Annotated in this window: 16 protein-coding genes; 7 read left to right on the top strand and 9 right to left on the bottom strand. The window is 67.8% G+C overall.

Features of this window, described 5'->3' with window-relative positions; all coding sequences use genetic code 11:
* Positions 1-5 precede the first annotated feature (5 nt).
* Positions 6-1,808, top strand: a complete 1,803-nt coding sequence (locus Q5H91_RS04400; protein ID WP_305172002.1) for an acyl-CoA dehydrogenase C-terminal domain-containing protein — start codon at positions 6-8, stop codon at positions 1,806-1,808.
* Positions 1,809-1,845: 37 nt separating this feature from the next.
* Here the strand turns inward: Q5H91_RS04400 and Q5H91_RS04395 are convergent, their stop codons facing one another.
* The 3 genes from Q5H91_RS04395 to Q5H91_RS04385 are packed head-to-tail and all read right to left on the bottom strand — an operon-like array spanning position 1,846 to position 5,326.
* Complete coding sequence (locus Q5H91_RS04395; protein ID WP_305172001.1) at positions 1,846-3,132, bottom strand: cell wall hydrolase; 1,287 nt, start codon at positions 3,130-3,132, stop codon at positions 1,846-1,848.
* A complete protein-coding gene (gene cysK, locus Q5H91_RS04390; RefSeq protein WP_305172000.1) occupies positions 3,129-4,049 on the bottom strand; it encodes a cysteine synthase A in 921 nt (306 codons plus the stop codon). The genes Q5H91_RS04395 and cysK overlap by 4 nt, the downstream gene beginning before the upstream one ends.
* Positions 4,046-5,326: an MFS transporter gene (locus tag Q5H91_RS04385; RefSeq protein ID WP_305171999.1), complete on the bottom strand. Its 1,281-nt coding sequence runs from the start codon at positions 5,324-5,326 to the stop codon at positions 4,046-4,048. Before Q5H91_RS04385 ends, cysK begins: the two co-directional genes overlap by 4 nt.
* A 121-nt stretch (positions 5,327-5,447) precedes the next feature.
* On the opposite strand from Q5H91_RS04385, the gene pdhA reads away from it, so the two are divergent.
* Together pdhA and Q5H91_RS04375 are read left to right on the top strand one after the other, a co-directional pair.
* Positions 5,448-6,488: a pyruvate dehydrogenase (acetyl-transferring) E1 component subunit alpha gene (gene pdhA / locus Q5H91_RS04380; RefSeq protein ID WP_305171998.1), complete on the top strand. Its 1,041-nt coding sequence runs from the start codon at positions 5,448-5,450 to the stop codon at positions 6,486-6,488.
* Between the two features lies 1 nt (position 6,489).
* A complete protein-coding gene (locus Q5H91_RS04375) occupies positions 6,490-7,923 on the top strand; it encodes a pyruvate dehydrogenase complex E1 component subunit beta (RefSeq protein ID WP_305171997.1) in 1,434 nt (477 codons plus the stop codon).
* 50 nt (positions 7,924-7,973) lie between these two features.
* Here the strand turns inward: Q5H91_RS04375 and Q5H91_RS04370 are convergent, their stop codons facing one another.
* The 3 genes from Q5H91_RS04370 to Q5H91_RS04360 are packed head-to-tail and all read right to left on the bottom strand — an operon-like array spanning position 7,974 to position 10,914.
* On the bottom strand, positions 7,974-8,606 hold the full coding sequence (locus Q5H91_RS04370) for a TadE/TadG family type IV pilus assembly protein (protein ID WP_305171996.1): 633 nt from the start codon (positions 8,604-8,606) through the stop codon (positions 7,974-7,976).
* Complete coding sequence (locus tag Q5H91_RS04365) at positions 8,603-9,226, bottom strand: TadE/TadG family type IV pilus assembly protein (protein ID WP_305171995.1); 624 nt, start codon at positions 9,224-9,226, stop codon at positions 8,603-8,605. Before Q5H91_RS04365 ends, Q5H91_RS04370 begins: the two co-directional genes overlap by 4 nt.
* Positions 9,223-10,914, bottom strand: a complete 1,692-nt coding sequence (locus Q5H91_RS04360; RefSeq protein WP_305171994.1) for a TadE/TadG family type IV pilus assembly protein — start codon at positions 10,912-10,914, stop codon at positions 9,223-9,225. Before Q5H91_RS04360 ends, Q5H91_RS04365 begins: the two co-directional genes overlap by 4 nt.
* 43 nt (positions 10,915-10,957) lie before the next feature.
* On the opposite strand from Q5H91_RS04360, the gene Q5H91_RS04355 reads away from it, so the two are divergent.
* Both Q5H91_RS04355 and Q5H91_RS04350 read left to right on the top strand, forming a co-directional pair.
* Positions 10,958-11,629: a squalene/phytoene synthase family protein gene (locus tag Q5H91_RS04355; RefSeq protein ID WP_305171993.1), complete on the top strand. Its 672-nt coding sequence runs from the start codon at positions 10,958-10,960 to the stop codon at positions 11,627-11,629.
* Positions 11,630-11,683: 54 nt separating this feature from the next.
* Entirely contained in the window at positions 11,684-12,151 is a 468-nt protein-coding gene (locus Q5H91_RS04350) for an EF-hand domain-containing protein (protein WP_305172388.1), read from the top strand.
* On the opposite strand, the gene trmFO is transcribed toward Q5H91_RS04350, so the two are convergent.
* Complete coding sequence (trmFO, locus tag Q5H91_RS04345) at positions 12,084-13,451, bottom strand: methylenetetrahydrofolate--tRNA-(uracil(54)-C(5))-methyltransferase (FADH(2)-oxidizing) TrmFO (RefSeq protein ID WP_305171992.1); 1,368 nt, start codon at positions 13,449-13,451, stop codon at positions 12,084-12,086. The genes Q5H91_RS04350 and trmFO overlap by 68 nt on opposite strands.
* A 47-nt stretch (positions 13,452-13,498) precedes the next feature.
* Between trmFO and Q5H91_RS04340 the strand changes: the two genes are divergently transcribed.
* A complete protein-coding gene (locus Q5H91_RS04340) occupies positions 13,499-13,933 on the top strand; it encodes a DUF488 domain-containing protein (RefSeq protein ID WP_305171991.1) in 435 nt (144 codons plus the stop codon).
* Positions 13,934-14,009: 76 nt separating this feature from the next.
* Positions 14,010-14,669 (top strand): EF-hand domain-containing protein, encoded by a 660-nt coding sequence (locus Q5H91_RS04335; RefSeq protein ID WP_305171990.1) that lies wholly within the window; start codon positions 14,010-14,012, stop codon positions 14,667-14,669.
* 27 nt (positions 14,670-14,696) lie between these two features.
* On the opposite strand, the gene Q5H91_RS04330 is transcribed toward Q5H91_RS04335, so the two are convergent.
* Together Q5H91_RS04330 and Q5H91_RS04325 are read right to left on the bottom strand one after the other, a co-directional pair.
* Positions 14,697-15,431 (bottom strand): TorF family putative porin, encoded by a 735-nt coding sequence (locus Q5H91_RS04330; RefSeq protein WP_305171989.1) that lies wholly within the window; start codon positions 15,429-15,431, stop codon positions 14,697-14,699.
* Positions 15,428-15,883, bottom strand: a complete 456-nt coding sequence (locus Q5H91_RS04325) for a hypothetical protein (protein ID WP_305171988.1) — start codon at positions 15,881-15,883, stop codon at positions 15,428-15,430. Before Q5H91_RS04325 ends, Q5H91_RS04330 begins: the two co-directional genes overlap by 4 nt.
* Positions 15,884-15,915 lie beyond the last annotated feature (32 nt).

The following is a 15,915-nucleotide window of genomic DNA, read 5'->3' as shown; positions in this document are numbered from 1 at the left end:
AGAGGATGCCGCAGTTCACGCCCCCCGTCCGCGATACGCGCTTCGTGCTGGAGCATGTCGTCGGCCTTTCCGCTCACGCCAATGTCGACGGCTTCGCCGCCGCCACGCCCGACACTGTGGATGCGGTGCTGGAGGAGGGTGGCCGCTTCGTCGCCCAAGTGTTGTTCCCGCTCAACCAGGTCGGCGACCAGCATGGCTGCACGCGGCACGATGACGGCTCGGTCACGACCCCGCCGGGCTTCAAGGAGGCGTATCGCCAGTTCGTCGAATCGGGTTGGGGCACGCTGTCCGCACCAGAGGCGTTCGGCGGGCAGGCGATGCCGCACGTCGTCTCGACCGCGTTCCAGGAGTACATGATCTCCGCCAACATGGCCTTCGCCATGTACCCTGGCCTGGCGCACGGCGCGATCGCCGCGCTGGTGGTGAAGGGATCGCCCGAGCAGCAGGCGAAGTACCTGCCGCGCATGGTGTCGGGCGAGTGGGGCGGCACGATGAACCTGACGGAGCCGCAGTGCGGCACCGACCTGGGCCTGATCCGCACCCGCGCCGAGCCGAATGCGGACGGTAGCTACAGCATCACCGGCACCAAGATCTTCATCTCGGCCGGCGAACACGACCTGACCGACAACATCATCCACCTCGTCCTGGCCAAGACGCCGGGCGCGCCCGACAGCTCGAAGGGGATCAGCCTGTTCGTCGTGCCCAAGGTGATGGTGGAGGACGACGGCTCGCTCGGCGCGCGCAACGCGGTGTCGTGCGGGTCGATCGAGCACAAGATGGGCATCCACGGCAACTCCACCTGCGTCATGAACTATGACGGCGCGACCGGCTGGCTGGTCGGCGAGGAGATGAAGGGGCTGGCCGCGATGTTCATCATGATGAACGCCGCGCGGCTCGGCGTCGGCTTGCAAGGGCTGGGCGTCGCCGAGACGGCCTATCAGAACGCCGTCCACTATGCCGCGGACCGCCGCCAGGGCCGCGCGCTGACCGGCCCCGCCGAGCCGGGCGAGAAGGCCGACACGCTGTTCGTCCATCCCGACGTGCGCCGCATGCTGATGGAGGCGAAGGCCTGGACCGAGGGCCTGCGCGCCCTGTGCCTCTGGGGTGCGCTCCAGGTCGATCTGGAGCACAAGGCGGGGACCGAGGAGGAGCGGCAGCTGGCCGGCGACCTGATCGGCCTGCTCACCCCCGTCATCAAGGGAGTCGGCACCGACAAGGGTTACGACATCGCGACCACTGCGCAGCAGGTCTATGGCGGTCACGGCTACATCCAGGAATGGGGGATGGAGCAATATGTCCGCGACGCCCGCATCGCCCAAATCTACGAGGGTACGAACGGCGTCCAGGCGATGGACCTGGTCGGCCGCAAGCTGGCGTCGAACGGCGGGCGCGCGGTGCAGGCGCTGTTCCGCATCGTCGCCGAGGAAGCCGCTGCCGCCGGTGAAGACACGGCGGTGGCCGATTTCGCCGCCCGACTCGCCAAGGCACTGGGCGAGCTTCAGGCGGCAACCATGTGGTTTATGGCCAACGGCATGAAGAACCCGAACAATGTCGGGGCCGGCGCGGTCAGCTACATGCACCTGATGGGGCTGGTCGCGACCGGGTTGATGTGGCTGCGCATGGCCCGCGCCGCGGCGGCGCTGAAGGCGGCGGGTGAGGGGGATACCGCCTTCCTCGACGCCAAGCTGGTCACCGCCCGCTTCTTCGGTGAGCGGATGCTGCCCGACGCGGGTGCGCTGCGCCGCAAGATCGAGGGCGGCGCGGACGCGGTGATGGCGCTGCCGGTGGAGATGTTCCAGGCGGGGTGAAGCCACCGCTTAGCCCCTCCCCTGAAGGGGAGGGGCGTTAAGGATTCGGGTTTGGCGTCGGCGCAGGCGCGCCCCGCCTCACTCCGCCCAGCTCCGCCGGTCCCTTCGCCACCGGCGCGATCACCGCGCTGGTCGGGGCCGGCGTCGGCGCTGGCACCGGCTGGCGCTTCATGCAGCCACCCGGCCGGGTGCGCGGGTAGAGGGTACAGTTCCACAGCGTCCGCTCCAGCCCAGCCGGTCTGTCGCGCAGGTAGCTGAACGCCATCGCCGCCAGCTGCGTCGGATCGGGTGCGCCGGATTTCGGCAGCGACTTGGCGTCCGTCCAGCCGAGATATTTGCAATGGTCGCGGGTGCCGCAGACGGCTTGGGCCAGCTGCGGAAAGCTCTCGGGCTGCGCGCCGGCGGGGAGGACGACGAGGAAGCTGTCCGGTTCGCCGGGCGCCGCGGCAGCCGGGGTTCCCGCAGTCAACGCCGTCACGAGGTCTGCGGTGGACATCGCGGCCTTCGCTTCCTCGACGGCCGCGCCTGTCTTGTGCGCGTCCGAAAAGGGGGCGAGCTTCGCGATGACCGGCTCGCTTGCCTGGACCTGGCGGTTGAAGGCGGGCGGCGTGCCCCACCAGCCGGCCCAGCGGAAGAACAGGTGCGTGCCGACGCCGGCGATCTTGTCGAGGCTCGACTGCCAGTACGGCACCACCCAGTCGGTGTGGTAATGGGTGGCGTAGCCGACCGGCCGGTACACCGTGCCCGCCAGCGCCGCCGCCGCCAGCGTGCGGGCGCGGGTCCAGAGCGCGGCCGGCGGCTGCCAGCGGGTGAGGGCACCGTCGCAGGTGAAGGTGAACTGGCAGCCGGTGCGGCGGTCCTGCCCCTCGAACACCACACCGCACACCGTCTTGGGGAAGGCAGGGTGGCGGACGCGGTTGAGGACGACCTGCGCCACCGCCTTCTGCCCGACCGGGTCGGCGCCCGCCTCATAGAGCATCGCTGCGGCCAGGCAGTCGGTGGCGCGGGCGAGGTCCTCGGGCGCATCGCGCAGGCGGAATGGGCGCGCCGCCGGGTTGGCGCCGCGCGCGAACGGCACGTCGGCGTTATAGGCGCGCGCCTCGTCGGGCGACAGGTCGACCAGCTCGACCGGCTCGACTGCGGGTAGCACCGTTGGCGGCACCACCCGGCGCGGCGGCACGGCCTTGCGGGCGCGCGCCACCGCGGGCGGCGGCGCGGTGGCCACGACGAACGCCGGTACCACCACCGCCGTGCCGGCGATCAGCGACAGGATCGCCCGGATCGCCCCGCTGGGACGGGCGCCGGGCTTGGGCTGCGGGCTCACTGTTCGGGCAGGAAGTCCGGCACCGACAGATAGCGCTCGCCCGTATCGTAGTTGAAGCCGAGCACGCGGGCATTGTCGGGCAGGTCGGGCAGCTTCTGGAGGATCGCGGCGAGCGTCGCGCCCGACGAGATGCCGACCAGCATCCCCTCCTCGCGCGCCGCGCGGCGGGCCATGTCCTTGGCGACCGCGGCGTCGACCTCGATCACCCCGTCGAGGGCCTGGGTGTGGAGGTTGCGGGGCACGAAGCCGGCGCCGATCCCCTGGATCGGGTGCGGTCCCGGCTGTCCGCCCGAGATGACCGGCGAGGCGGTGGGCTCGACCGCGAAGACCTTCAGGTTTGGCCAGACCTGCTTCAGCGTCTCGGCGACGCCGGTGATGTGGCCGCCGGTGCCGACGCCGGTGACGATCGCGTCGATCGGCGTGTCGCGGAAATCGTCGAGGATCTCCTGCGCGGTCGTGCGGACATGGACGTCGATATTGGCCGGGTTCTCGAACTGCTGCGGCATCCAGGCATTCGGCGTCTGGGCGACCAGTTCCAGCGCCCGCTCGATCGCGCCTTTCATCCCCTTCTCGCGCGGGGTCAGGTCGAAGCTCGCGCCGTAAGCTAGCATCAGGCGGCGACGCTCGATCGACATGCTCTCGGGCATGACCAGGATCAGCTTGTAGCCCTTGACCGCGGCGACCAGTGCCAGCCCGATGCCGGTGTTGCCGCTGGTCGGCTCGATGATCGTCCCGCCGGGCTTCAGCTCGCCCGAAGCCTCTGCCGCCTCGACCATGGCGAGCGCGATGCGATCCTTGATCGATCCGCCGGGGTTCGAGCGCTCGGACTTGATCCAGACTTCCGATCCCGGGAACAGCCGCTGGACGCGGATGTGCGGGGTACGGCCGATCGTCTCCAGGATGGTATTGGCCTTCATGGCTGCGCTACTCCGTGCTGGGGTTCGGTTTTCAGGATGTCGGGCGGGTCAAAGGTTCGCGCGCGCTTCAGTTCCGGATAGAGCCGGGACCAGAGCAGGGTAACGCCGATCGCGCCCACGGCACCGAACACCACCGCGCCGACCGGGCCGAGCAGCGAGGCGAGCAGGCCGCTCTCTGCCTCGCCCAGTTCGTTCGAGGCCGATATGGTCAGCTGCGACACCGCCGACACGCGCCCGCGCATGTGGTCGGGTGTGTGCAGCTGGATCAGCGAGGATCGGACATAGACCGATACCATGTCGGCACAGCCCGCCACCACCAGCGCGCCCAGACTGAGCCAGAAATGGGTGGAGAGGCCGAAGGTCAGTATCGCCAGCCCGAACACCACCACGGCAATCAGCATCTTCACGCCGACATTGGCGGTCATCGGCCGGACCGAGAAGAAGATCGCCGTCGACGCGGCTCCCACGCCCATGCCCGCGGCCAGGAAGCCCAGCCCGGTCGCGCCGACATGCAGGATATCGCGCGCGTAGATCGGCAGGAGCGCGGTCGATCCCGCCAGCAGCACCGCGAACAGGTCCAGCGTGATCGCCGCCTGGACCAGCCGGTTGCGGCGGACATAGGCGAACCCTTCCAGAATACGGGTCAGCGGCCGGCGATCCGCCTGGGCGGGCGGCTGCGGCACCTTGCCGATCATGAAGATGCCGCCCAGCGCCAGCGCGAACAGCACCGACACGCTGGCATAGGCGATGTCGGGATGGATGGCGAACAACAGTCCGCCCACCGACGGCCCGGCGATGGTGCCGACCTGCCACGCCGCGGAACTGACCGCGATCGCGGTCGGCAGCACGTCGCGCGGCACCAGATTGGGTGCGAGCGCCGAATAGGCCGGGCCCGAAAAGGCCCGGGCGATGCCGATGAAGGCCGCCGCGCAGAACAGCACCGGCAGGCCGAGCCGGTCGAGATAGTTGGCGACCCCCAGCATCACCGATGTCAGCACCAGCAGCGCGGTGGTCGCACGCACGATCCAGCGCCGGTCGACACTGTCGGCGACCAGCCCGACGACCGGGGTCAGCAGGAACAGCGGCACGAACTGCACCATCCCGATCATGCCGAGCAGGAACGCGGCCTGCTGGATCGACATGGTCTGGCGCGCGATGCCGTAAACCTGCCAGCCGATCACAATCGCCATGGCGCTCAGCGCAATCGTGCCGGCCAGCCTGGAGAGCAGATAGGCGCGGAAATCGGGGATGCGCAGCGGGTGCGTGGGGCGGTCCATCGACCCCGCTTTAGTCCTGCGTCCTGCGGAAGAGCAACCGATCGCGGGCGAGGCAATTGCTCTTGGCGGCAAACCGGGACTATACGCGCCGGCGTCCCTTACGGAAAACAAGGTTTAACCTGTGGCCAAAGCCCCCCGCGCGTCCGAACCGCCGATCCCCAACCGCGAGCGTCCCGGCGAGCCGCAACCCTATGAGGCGACGCAGGAAGAGCTGCTGCAATTCTACAAGGAAATGCTGCTGATCCGCCGCTTCGAGGAGAAGGCCGGGCAGCTATATGGCCTGGGTCTGATCGGCGGCTTCTGCCACCTCTATATCGGTCAGGAAGCGGTCGCGGTCGGCCTTCAGTCGGCGCTCGACGGCGAGAAGGATTCGGTCATCACCGGATACCGCGACCATGGCCATATGCTCGCCTATGGCATCGATCCGCAGGTCATCATGGCCGAGCTGACCGGGCGCGGCGCCGGCATCAGCCGCGGCAAGGGCGGGTCTATGCACATGTTCTCGACCGAGCATAAATTCTATGGCGGGCACGGCATCGTCGGCGCGCAGGTGTCGCTGGGTGCGGGCCTCGCCTTCAAGCACAAGTATAGCGGCGACGGTGGCGTCTGCCTGGCCTATTTCGGCGACGGCGCGGCCAACCAGGGCCAGGTGTACGAGAGCTTCAACATGGCGGAGCTGTGGAAGCTCCCCATCATCTTCGTCATCGAGAACAACCAGTATGCGATGGGTACCTCGGTGAACCGCGCATCGTCCGAGGACCAGCTCTATCGCCGCGGCGAGAGCTTCCGCATCCCTGGCATCCAGGTCGACGGCATGGACGTGCTGGCGTGCCGTGGTGCCGCCGAGGAGGCGCTCGCCTGGGTCCGCGCGGGCAAGGGGCCGGTGATCCTCGAGATGAAGACCTATCGCTATCGCGGCCACTCGATGTCCGACCCGGCCAAGTATCGCAGTCGCGAGGAGGTGCAGTCGGTTCGCGACAAGTCGGACCCGATCGAGCATGTAAAGAAGCTGCTGGAAGAGCGCGGCGTCAAGGAGGACGAGCTGAAGACGCTGGAACAGGCGATCCGCAAGCAGGTGAACGCCGCGGCCGACTTCGCCGAGCAGACCCCCGAGCCCGATGCGGCCGAACTCTATACCGACGTGCTGGTGGAGCGTTACTGAGATGGCGATCGCAATCAAGATGCCGGCCCTGTCCCCGACCATGGAGGAGGGCACGCTCGCCAAGTGGCTGGTGAAGGAAGGCGACAGCGTCAAGTCCGGCGACATCATGGCCGAGATCGAGACCGACAAGGCGACGATGGAATTCGAGGCGGTCGACGAGGGCGTCGTCGCCAGGATCCTGGTCGCCGAGGGTACCGACAATGTGAAGGTCGGCACCGACATCCTGCTGCTCGCCGAAGAGGGTGAGGACGCCTCGACCGCCAGCGCCGGCGCCGCGACCAAGGACGACACGCCCGAAGCCACCGCCAAGGCCGACGAGAACAAGCCCGCCGACGCGGTCGAGGACTCCGCGCACCCCGCGCAGGAGAAGGTCGACACCGGCGCGCGCCAGCTGTTCGAGGCCGCGGCCCACAAGGCCGAGGTCGCCGATCCGGAGGTTCCCGCCGGCACCGAGATGGTGAAGACCACGGTGCGCGAGGCACTGCGCGACGCGATGGCCGAGGAGATGCGCGCCGACGACCGCGTCTTCGTGATGGGCGAGGAGGTCGCGCAGTATCAGGGCGCGTACAAGGTGACGCAGGGCCTGCTCGACGAGTTCGGCGAGCGCCGCGTGATCGACACGCCGATCACCGAATACGGCTTCGCCGGCATCGGCACCGGTGCTGCGATGAGCGGCCTGCGTCCGATCGTCGAGTTCATGACGTTCAACTTCGCCATGCAGGCGATCGACCACATCATCAACTCGGCCGCCAAGACCAACTATATGTCGGGCGGCCAGATGCGCTGCCCGATCGTGTTCCGCGGCCCCAACGGCGCCGCCAGCCGCGTCGGCGCGCAGCACTCGCAGAACTACGGCCCCTGGTATGCCAGCGTGCCGGGCCTGATCGTGATCGCGCCCTATGACGCGGCGGATGCCAAGGGGCTGCTGAAGGCGGCGATCCGCTCGCAGGATCCCGTCGTCTTCCTCGAGAACGAGCTGATGTACGGCCGCAGCTTCGACGTGCCCAAGCTCGACGACTGGGTCCTGCCGATCGGCAAGGCGCGGATCGTGCGCGAGGGCAAGGACGTGACGATCGTGTCCTACTCGATCGGCGTCGGCATCAGCCTGGAAGCCGCCGATCGCCTGGCAGAGGAGGGCATCGACGCGGAGGTCATCGACCTGCGCACGCTGCGCCCGCTCGACAAGGACACCGTGCTGAAGAGCCTGGCCAAGACCAACCGCCTGGTCGTCGCCGAGGAAGGCTGGCCGACCTGCTCGATCGCGTCCGAGATCATGGCCATCTGCATGGAAGAGGGCTTCGACGACCTCGACGCTCCCGTCCTGCGCGTCGCCAACGAGGACGTTCCGCTGCCCTATGCCGCCAATCTGGAGAAGCTGGCGCTGATCGACGCCGACCGGGTGGTGAAAGCGGTGAAGAAGGTCTGCTATAAATAAGGGAGCGCCGGCCTCGCGCATCTGCGGCGGGGCCGGCGATTCTTGACAGGTCAGCAGGTCGACGCGGTGCCGCTGGCGACGAGGTCGTTGGCCGTCCGCTCACGCACTGTCATGCTCGACAGCATCCGCATCGTACGCTGGCCGCGGAACAGGTTGATGTTGATGAGCGGCTGATAGACGTAGATCGTCTCGACGAAGATCAGTTCATTATCCTTGATCGCGGCGACCTGGCGACCGGTCGGACCCATCCCCGCCGTGCCAAGCGACTGGCCCTGGGTGCCGTAGCTAGAGGTGGCGGAGGTCAGGTTGCCGTAGCAACGCTGCCAGCGGATCTTCTGGTCGATGATGTTGCCGCTGGCATCGAGCACCGGCTGGATACTTGACACGATCACCCGCCCATTGGCGGTGAAGCCCAGCGTACTGCCCAGCTTGGCGATTCCGGTCAGCGTCTCGGTCACGTCGTCCTCACTGATCCCGACGCGTATACGCGAGATGCTGTCGGCGCTGAGCGTCGCGATGTCGCCGACCTTCTGCGCGGCGAACGCGTAGTTGACGTTTTCCAATCCAACGAAGGTGACGGCGGCGAGCAGCGGCAGGCACAGCGCGAACTCGGTCATGGCCAGGCCGCGCCGATCCGTCGCGAGCCGCCGCAGTTGGGTGAGAGTGGGGAAGAACAGCATCATGTCTTGCACCGTATGGTGGGCGGGGCCTGGTTCTCGTAGGGCTGACGGCGGACCATGGTCGATGCCACTACGGTTGCAGTGTCGCTGATGCCGATCAGCCGCCAGATCGGCAGCAAGCGCGGATAGGTGACCGTCACGGTCGATTTCACGATGTCGTCTGCGCCGCCGATGCCGTCCTGGCCAACCGTCACGATGTTGCGCACGCCGTTATTATCGACATCCTCCCAGCAGTCGCTCTTGTCGGGCACGCCGTTGCCGTCGGTATCGACCGGTCCGTCGAGTTGGCCGTTGCCGTTCAGGTCAACGGTCAACCGCTCCATCGTGTCGATATTGTTGTATCGGAAGAAGCTGCCCGTCTCGACGTTGACCGTCGCGCTGGAGATCACGCGCCGGATCTGGGCACGGGTGTCAGTCTCGATTGTCGCTTCGTCCGCGTCTTCCAGCAGGATGCGCCGCGACGCGCCCTCGGCGGCGCCCAGCGCAACGGTGCGGACATAGGTCTGATAGCCCATATCGACCGCGCCCATCAGCATGACCATGAGCGGGGTCACCACCAGCCCGAATTCCATGATGCTCGCGCCGCGCCGGTCGTCGAGCAGCCGTGTCAGCCAGCGGATCATCGCGACAGTCTCAGCGCGCCGATGTTGTCAGCGATGGTGTTGAACACGGAATTCAGCTGGGCGCTGCTGTCTGCCTTGAAGGCATAGCCGGCGCCCGACGAGCAGGACTGGATGTCGGCAGTCAGACTGGAGCTGGCGCTGTACGAGACGACGAAGATCTGCGTCGCCATGTTGTTTTTCAGGGCCGAACAAGTCATCAGCCAGCGGGTGCCGTGATTGGCGTTGGCGGTGGCGGCGCTGCCATCATTGGTCGTGCGCTGCCACTGCCCTTCCTGGGCATAGGCGCCATAGCCGGTATTACTGATGTCCATCACGCCGTCGGTCATCAGGATGACGTACCGCTGCACCTTGAAGCCGTTGTACGTCACGGGATTGTCCGTGGCCCACATCCCGTTGCGCGAGAGCAGGCGGGCGGCCCACAGCATCCCGAGGTCCAGATAGGTGCCGCCGTTCGCTACGAACCCGTTGGCGAAGGTGAAGTAGGAGTTGTAGTCGCTGGTCAACATCGGCGCGAGTTCACGCATCGCCTTGGGACAGGCATATTGCGGGGTGGTCGCCTCACTGACGGCATCGGGGTCGGCCACGGTAAAGCGGGTTGCCGTGTCCGTCGTCGGTGTGGAGTCGAACATGAGGTCATAGGCGTTCGACGGCAGGTTGTTGGGGATGCTGTGCCCCGATGTCGGGGTAATGGTGTTGCTGGTGCCGCGCTCCTCGACGCACCCGTCCCAGGTGCTGCTCATCCAGCTGCTGTTATGGCTGACTGAGGCACTTTTGTAGCAGTAATACGCGTTCTTCCCGCTACCGCACACGCCGATCGACTTGTAGGTTCCTTGCGTGTTGAACCAATCGGGATTGCGGCTGTAGAGGGTCGTCCCGGCCGCACCGGTGCTGAAGCCCGGATTGGTCATCTGGGAGAACGGCACAATCGCGAACCGCACGCGCTTGCGCTGCGCGGTCGGAGCGGAGGCGAACTGTGTTTCGATCGTCGCCATCTTGTCGCGCAGGGAAGAGAGCGCAGTACGCAGTCCCTGCATACGCGAGATGTTGACCCCGCCCGATGTTTCTTCCTTGAGGTAGGTCACGGTGCGGCCGTTGACAGTCATTGTCTGGCCACGGACGCCGCTCTGGTTGGCATAGGTACTACAGCCGGCGTCGTCCCGCTCGGGCTTGCACGCCATCGACCCGGTGGTATCGAGCACCAGCACAATGTCAATATTGGCGTAATCCTCGCGCGCGCTGCACGTCACCTGCACGGGCACGCTGGCGATGCCGAACAGCCTCATCAGCGCAGTGTTCATCCGCGTGTTCAGCGTCAGGTTGATCGTGTCGTTGGCGGCATCCAGCGTCGGCGCGATGGTGTAGACGGTGGTGTCCATCGCCTGCTGGGGGAAGTTGAACTGCGCGTATTTCTGCACCTCGGTGGTCACGGCGGTGCTAAGCGTGCTTGTGCCCGCCATCTGCCGGCGCCCAGCCAGCACACCGGAGTCGCATGCCTGTTGCAGTCGCGTCTTGACCAGGTACACCCGCGCCATATCGAGGCCGGATCCGATGATGCCGGTGATCGGCAGGATCATCGCAGCGACCAGCGCCAGTGTATTGCCCCGGCGGTCCCGGCGCAGCCGCGACAGGAAGGTGGTGGCCGGCCGGCGGCAATTCCTGAACAGACGCTGAAACAAACGGGGCAGCATAGGATGAACTCAACCGGAAGTTGCGGCTGCCGCGGATTGGACCATGAGCGTTAATATTCCGTACGATCACCCGCCGGCCGGCGCTGCGTTCGCCCCGCCGGTGCTGCTCGCAATCGGCTATGCACCCGTCGCCGCGCGCGCCGGGCTGGCAGCGCTGCTGCACCTCGACCGACGGCTGGGCGACATCGTGCGGGCCGCGCGCGAGCCGCTGATCGCGCAGATGCGGCTGACCTGGTGGCACGACGCTCTGTCAACCCTCGACGACGGTGCATGGCCGGCGGAGCCGCTGCTGCAAGCGCTGGCGACCCATGTTCTGCCGCGCGGGACCGGGGGGGCGACACTGGCCGGGATGATCGACGGGTGGGAGGTGCTGCTGGGCCAGGACCCGCTCTCTGCCGACGATCTGGTGACCTATGCGCGGCAGCGCGGGGGTGGTCTGTTCGCGGCCATCGCGCGCACCGTCGCGGCGGACGCTGACGATCCGGTGGCACTTGCGGGCGAAGGGTGGGCGCTGGCCGACCTCGCCGCCCATGTCCGCGACCCGTCACTTGCCGACCGCGTCCGGGCGATGGCGGCAGCGCGTCGCTTCGCGGCGCGGACGCGCTGGAGCCGGCGCGGCCGGGCGATGGGCGCGCTCGCCCTCCTCGCCGCTCATCCCGATGCGGGACCATGGATCGTCGCCCGCCTGTTCTGGCACAGGCTGACCGGGCGATAGCGGTTGAGTCCGTCTGCGCTGTCGCTAATCGAAGCGGTGAGGGGGACTGCGGCGATGTGGCGATATCTGGCGGGTGGTGGCGCGGGACTGGCGGCGATCGCGGCCGGTGCGCTGGTCTGGGCGAACCGCGATGCAGCGCCTGCAGCGGTGCTGCCGCCCCAGCCCGAAGGCGTGACCGCCGCCAGCGATGGACCGCTGCCCGATACCGTGCCGGAGGCGACGGCAAAGACCCGCGAGGAGAAACGTTTCGGTCGCTACGACAAGGATCGCGACGGGCGGATCACGCGCGAGGAATATCTCGCGTCGCGGCGCAAGGCATATGCCAAGCTCGACACCAACGGCGACGGCCAGCTGTCGTTCGACGAGTGGGCGGCCAAGACGACCGCGAAGTTCACCACCGCCGATCGCGACCGCTCCGGCAGCATGTCGCCTGCCGAGTTCGCGACCACCGCGGTCAAGCGCAAGCCTGTGCGGACGACACCATGTCCTCCTGCGGCAACTGCGCCGGCGGGCGAGGGCTGAGCCACGCCGCCAGCGCTTCCCGCCCCCGATCGGTGTAGAGGCGTTTCCGGTCGGCCTTCTTGGTCCGGCCGGGGATCGGCGGGAACAGGCCGAAATTGACGTTCATCGGCTGATAGGTCGCTGCCTCCGCCCCACCGGTGATGTGGTTGAGGAGCGCGCCGAGCGCGGTTTCCGGCGGCGGCGGCGCCAGGGATTCACCGCGCAGCTCGGCGGCGGCGAAGCGGCCGGCGATCAGGCCGATCGCCGCGCTCTCGATATAGCCCTCGCAGCCGGTGATCTGCCCGGCGAAGCGCAGATTGGGCCGGCTCTTCAGCCGCAGCGTCGTATCGAGCAATTCGGGCGAGCGGATGAAGGTGTTGCGGTGCAGCCCGCCCAGCCGCGCGAACTCCGCATTCTGCAGTCCGGGAATGGTCCGGAACAGGCGCACCTGCTCGGCATGTTTCAGCTTGGTCTGGAAACCGACGATGTTCCACAGCGTCCCTTGCGCATTGTCCTGGCGCAGCTGCACGACGGCATAGGGCCATCGTCCGGTCTTTGGATTGTCCAGCCCGACCGGCTTCATCGGGCCATAGCGCAGCGTGTCGACGCCGCGTTCGGCCATCACCTCGATCGGCATGCAGCCCTCGAAATAGGGCGTGTCCTGCTCCCAATCCTTGAACGGGGTCTTCTCACCCGCGATCAGCGCGGCGTGGAAGGCGAGGTACTGGTCCTTGTCCATCGGGCAGTTGATGTAGTCGGCCTCGCCCTTGTCCCAGCGGCTCGCCTTCCAGGCCACCTCCATGTCGATGCTGTCGTGGTGGACGATCGGGGCGAGCGCGTCGAAGAAGGCGAGCGCCTCGCGCCCCGTCGCGCCGCCGATCGCCTCGGCCAGCGCGGGCGCGGTCAACGGACCGGTGGCGAGGATCACCGGGCCATCGGGCAGCGCGTCGACCCGCTCGCGGACGAGCGTGACGTTCGGATGCGCCGCGAGCGCGCCGGTGACTCCGGCGGAATAACCGTCGCGGTCCACCGCCAGTGCGGAGCCGGCCGGCACTCGGTGCGCGTCGGCCTGGGTCAGGATCAGCGAGCCGAGCGTCCGCATCTCCTGATGCAGCAGCCCGACCGCGTTGGCCTCGGCATCGTCGGAGCGGAAGCTGTTCGAGCAGACCAGCTCGGCCAGCCCGTCGGTCTGGTGCGCGGGGGTGTGATCGCCGCCGCCGCGCATTTCCGACAGGCGAACCTTGAAGCCGGCCTCGGCCAGCTGCCATGCGGCCTCCGATCCGGCCAGGCCGCCGCCGACGATGTGGATGTCATGGGTCATGCCGCTCCGCCTAGCGGGTCGCGCCCCGATGCGGCAAGGTCGCGGTCATGACGACGATCTACACCATCGGCTATGAGGGCGCGACGATGGACGCGTTTATCGCGGCGCTGCGTACCGCCGGGGTCGCGCGAGTGATCGACGTCCGCGCGCTGCCGCTGTCGCGACGCCCGGGCTTCTCGAAATCGCCATTGGCGGCATCGCTGCGAGAGGCCGGGATCGGCTATGTCCACCTGAAGGCGCTCGGCACGCCCAAGCGCGGACGCGACGCCGCGAAGAAGGGCGACGTGGCGACGCTGCGCGCGGTCTATGACGATCAGCTGGTGCTGCCGGAGGCGCAGGTTGCGGCGGCACGGATGCTGGAACTCGCCGGCGAGGTGCCGAGCGCACTCCTCTGCTACGAGCGCGATCCCTGTCACTGCCACCGCACGCTGCTGATGCAGGCGGTGGGCGAGGGTTGGCGGGTGGAGGACCTGTATGTCTGAGCCGGCACTCGCACGCCTGACCAAGAACGAGAAGGCGTGTCTGCGCCGTCGGCTGCTGCCACAGACGGCCAAGGAGATGGCGCTCGATCTTGGCATCTCGCCTCACGCGGTCGAAAAGCGCTTGAAGATGGCGCGGACGAAGTTGGGCCTGTCGTCGTCACTCGCTGCGGCGCGGTTGCTGGCTGAGGCAGAGGGGTACCAGATCCTTGTACCCCAGCCGCCGGACCTGTTCAGCGGTGCAGGGCAGGGGAAAGGGGCGGCGGCCGCAGCGTCCCCGATCGGCGCGGATGCGCGGCGACACCGCAAGGGATCGATCATGTTCGCAGCATTGCTTCTGATGGCCATCGTTCAGGACGTACCGGCGCCCGCCACCGACCAGCCGGTGATGAAGAACGAGAAAGGGGACGATGTAACCGCCCGCAAGGTGGGGCTGGACGAGGCGGCGGCTTTCGATCGAGAGGGGTTTCGGCAGAAGGATCTCGACCATTCCGGCTTCCTCGATCCCCGCGAGGCATCGTCGATGGAGCCGCGCGACGCGGGTCGGGACGCCAACCTTCCCCCCGCGCCCGTTACAGGGTCACGCGACCCTGCAGCCGAACGGAAGTGGATGGCCAAGCTCGATAATGATCGCGATGGGCGGGTGAGCGAGACGGAGTATGTGGATTACATGCTGCCATGGACGCTTGGGGGCGGCGTTCCCGCGGAGTGGCATCCCGCCGCGGTCGTGAAGAACTGACCAGCGGGCGCGAGCTGTGCTCGGCAGCTAAAATTCCACCCGCACCCGCCCGACAATCCGGTCGCCAGCGTGGCTCAGGTCGGCATAGGGACCGCCGATCGCGCCCTGATCCACGTCGGTGCCGATATAGGAGAGGCCGAGGGTGAGGGGGCCACGGCGGCGCTCGACGCCCAGCCGCCAGTCGGTGTAGCTGCCGCCCGGTCGCAGGCGTTGGGCACGCTGGGAATCGTCCACGCTGCCAGAGGAGTGACCGATCTCGGCGATTACGGTCAGCGGCGTGCCGGGAATGCCGCTGTCGGCACTGGCATAGAGATAGAGATTGTCGCCACCGATCGCGTCCTGCGACGGGGCGTAGAGGACGCCGGCGGTCAGCCTTGCCGGGCCGAGACCGGCCGCGGCGCTGGAGCCGAGTTCAACATAGTCCATACCGGTCCGGGCACCGGCGAACAGATGGCCGGTGGCGGTGGCCCGCAGGCTGACCGCGCCCATGTCCCAGCCGGTGCCAAGCGTCAGGTCGGCGACGGCATCGGCACCCGCATGGCGTTCCGACCCGCGCGTTGCCACGATTCGCGCCGAGGCGTCGATCGGGCCGATATCGACGAAGGCGTCGCCGGACACGGACGCACGCCCTTCGCTCCAGCTCAGGCCGCGACGGACCTCGTCATTGGTCAGCTCGGCACCGACCGTTGCCGTAGTCTGTGCACCGGCCGGAGCGGTGACGGTGCAGGCCGCTGCCAGGGCGGCGAGATATCGTGCGCTCACCCGGTGCGCACCGGTGTGTGGAGGCGATCGATCTCGTGGCGCAGGATCTCGTGATCCTCGGCTGCCATCGCACGGACATGCCCGTGCAGGTCGTCGCGGCGAGCGGCGACTTCCTGGTCGATCGCGGCACGGTGTGCGTCGCACCAGCCGTGACGGCTGCCGTTCATCACCGCCTGCCGGGAAAAGGAGCGTGCCAGCGTCGATCCGGAGATCGCGCGCGCCTGCCGGTCGACGACCATGTCGGCCGACCAGAGGCAGCGCAACGTCGAGGGGCGACCGCCGGGCGCGGTTGCGCCGACCTGGCGATACGTCATCGCGACATTGCCGTTGTAACGCGCGTCGACCGGGCCACTATCGTGATCGACCCGAACCACATGGTCGACCGGCGGCACCTGCGCCGCCGCGGCAGCGCCGAGCATCAGCCCGGCGGCGAGCAAAAGGGACATCGTCATCTCCTGCGGTATCCCGGTCCATGCTGACCGGT

It is taken from the genome of Sphingomonas aurea, from assembly GCF_030678875.1.
GTDB lineage: Bacteria > Pseudomonadota > Alphaproteobacteria > Sphingomonadales > Sphingomonadaceae > Sphingomonas > Sphingomonas aurea.
This window is presented reverse-complemented; position numbering and strand designations above follow the sequence as displayed.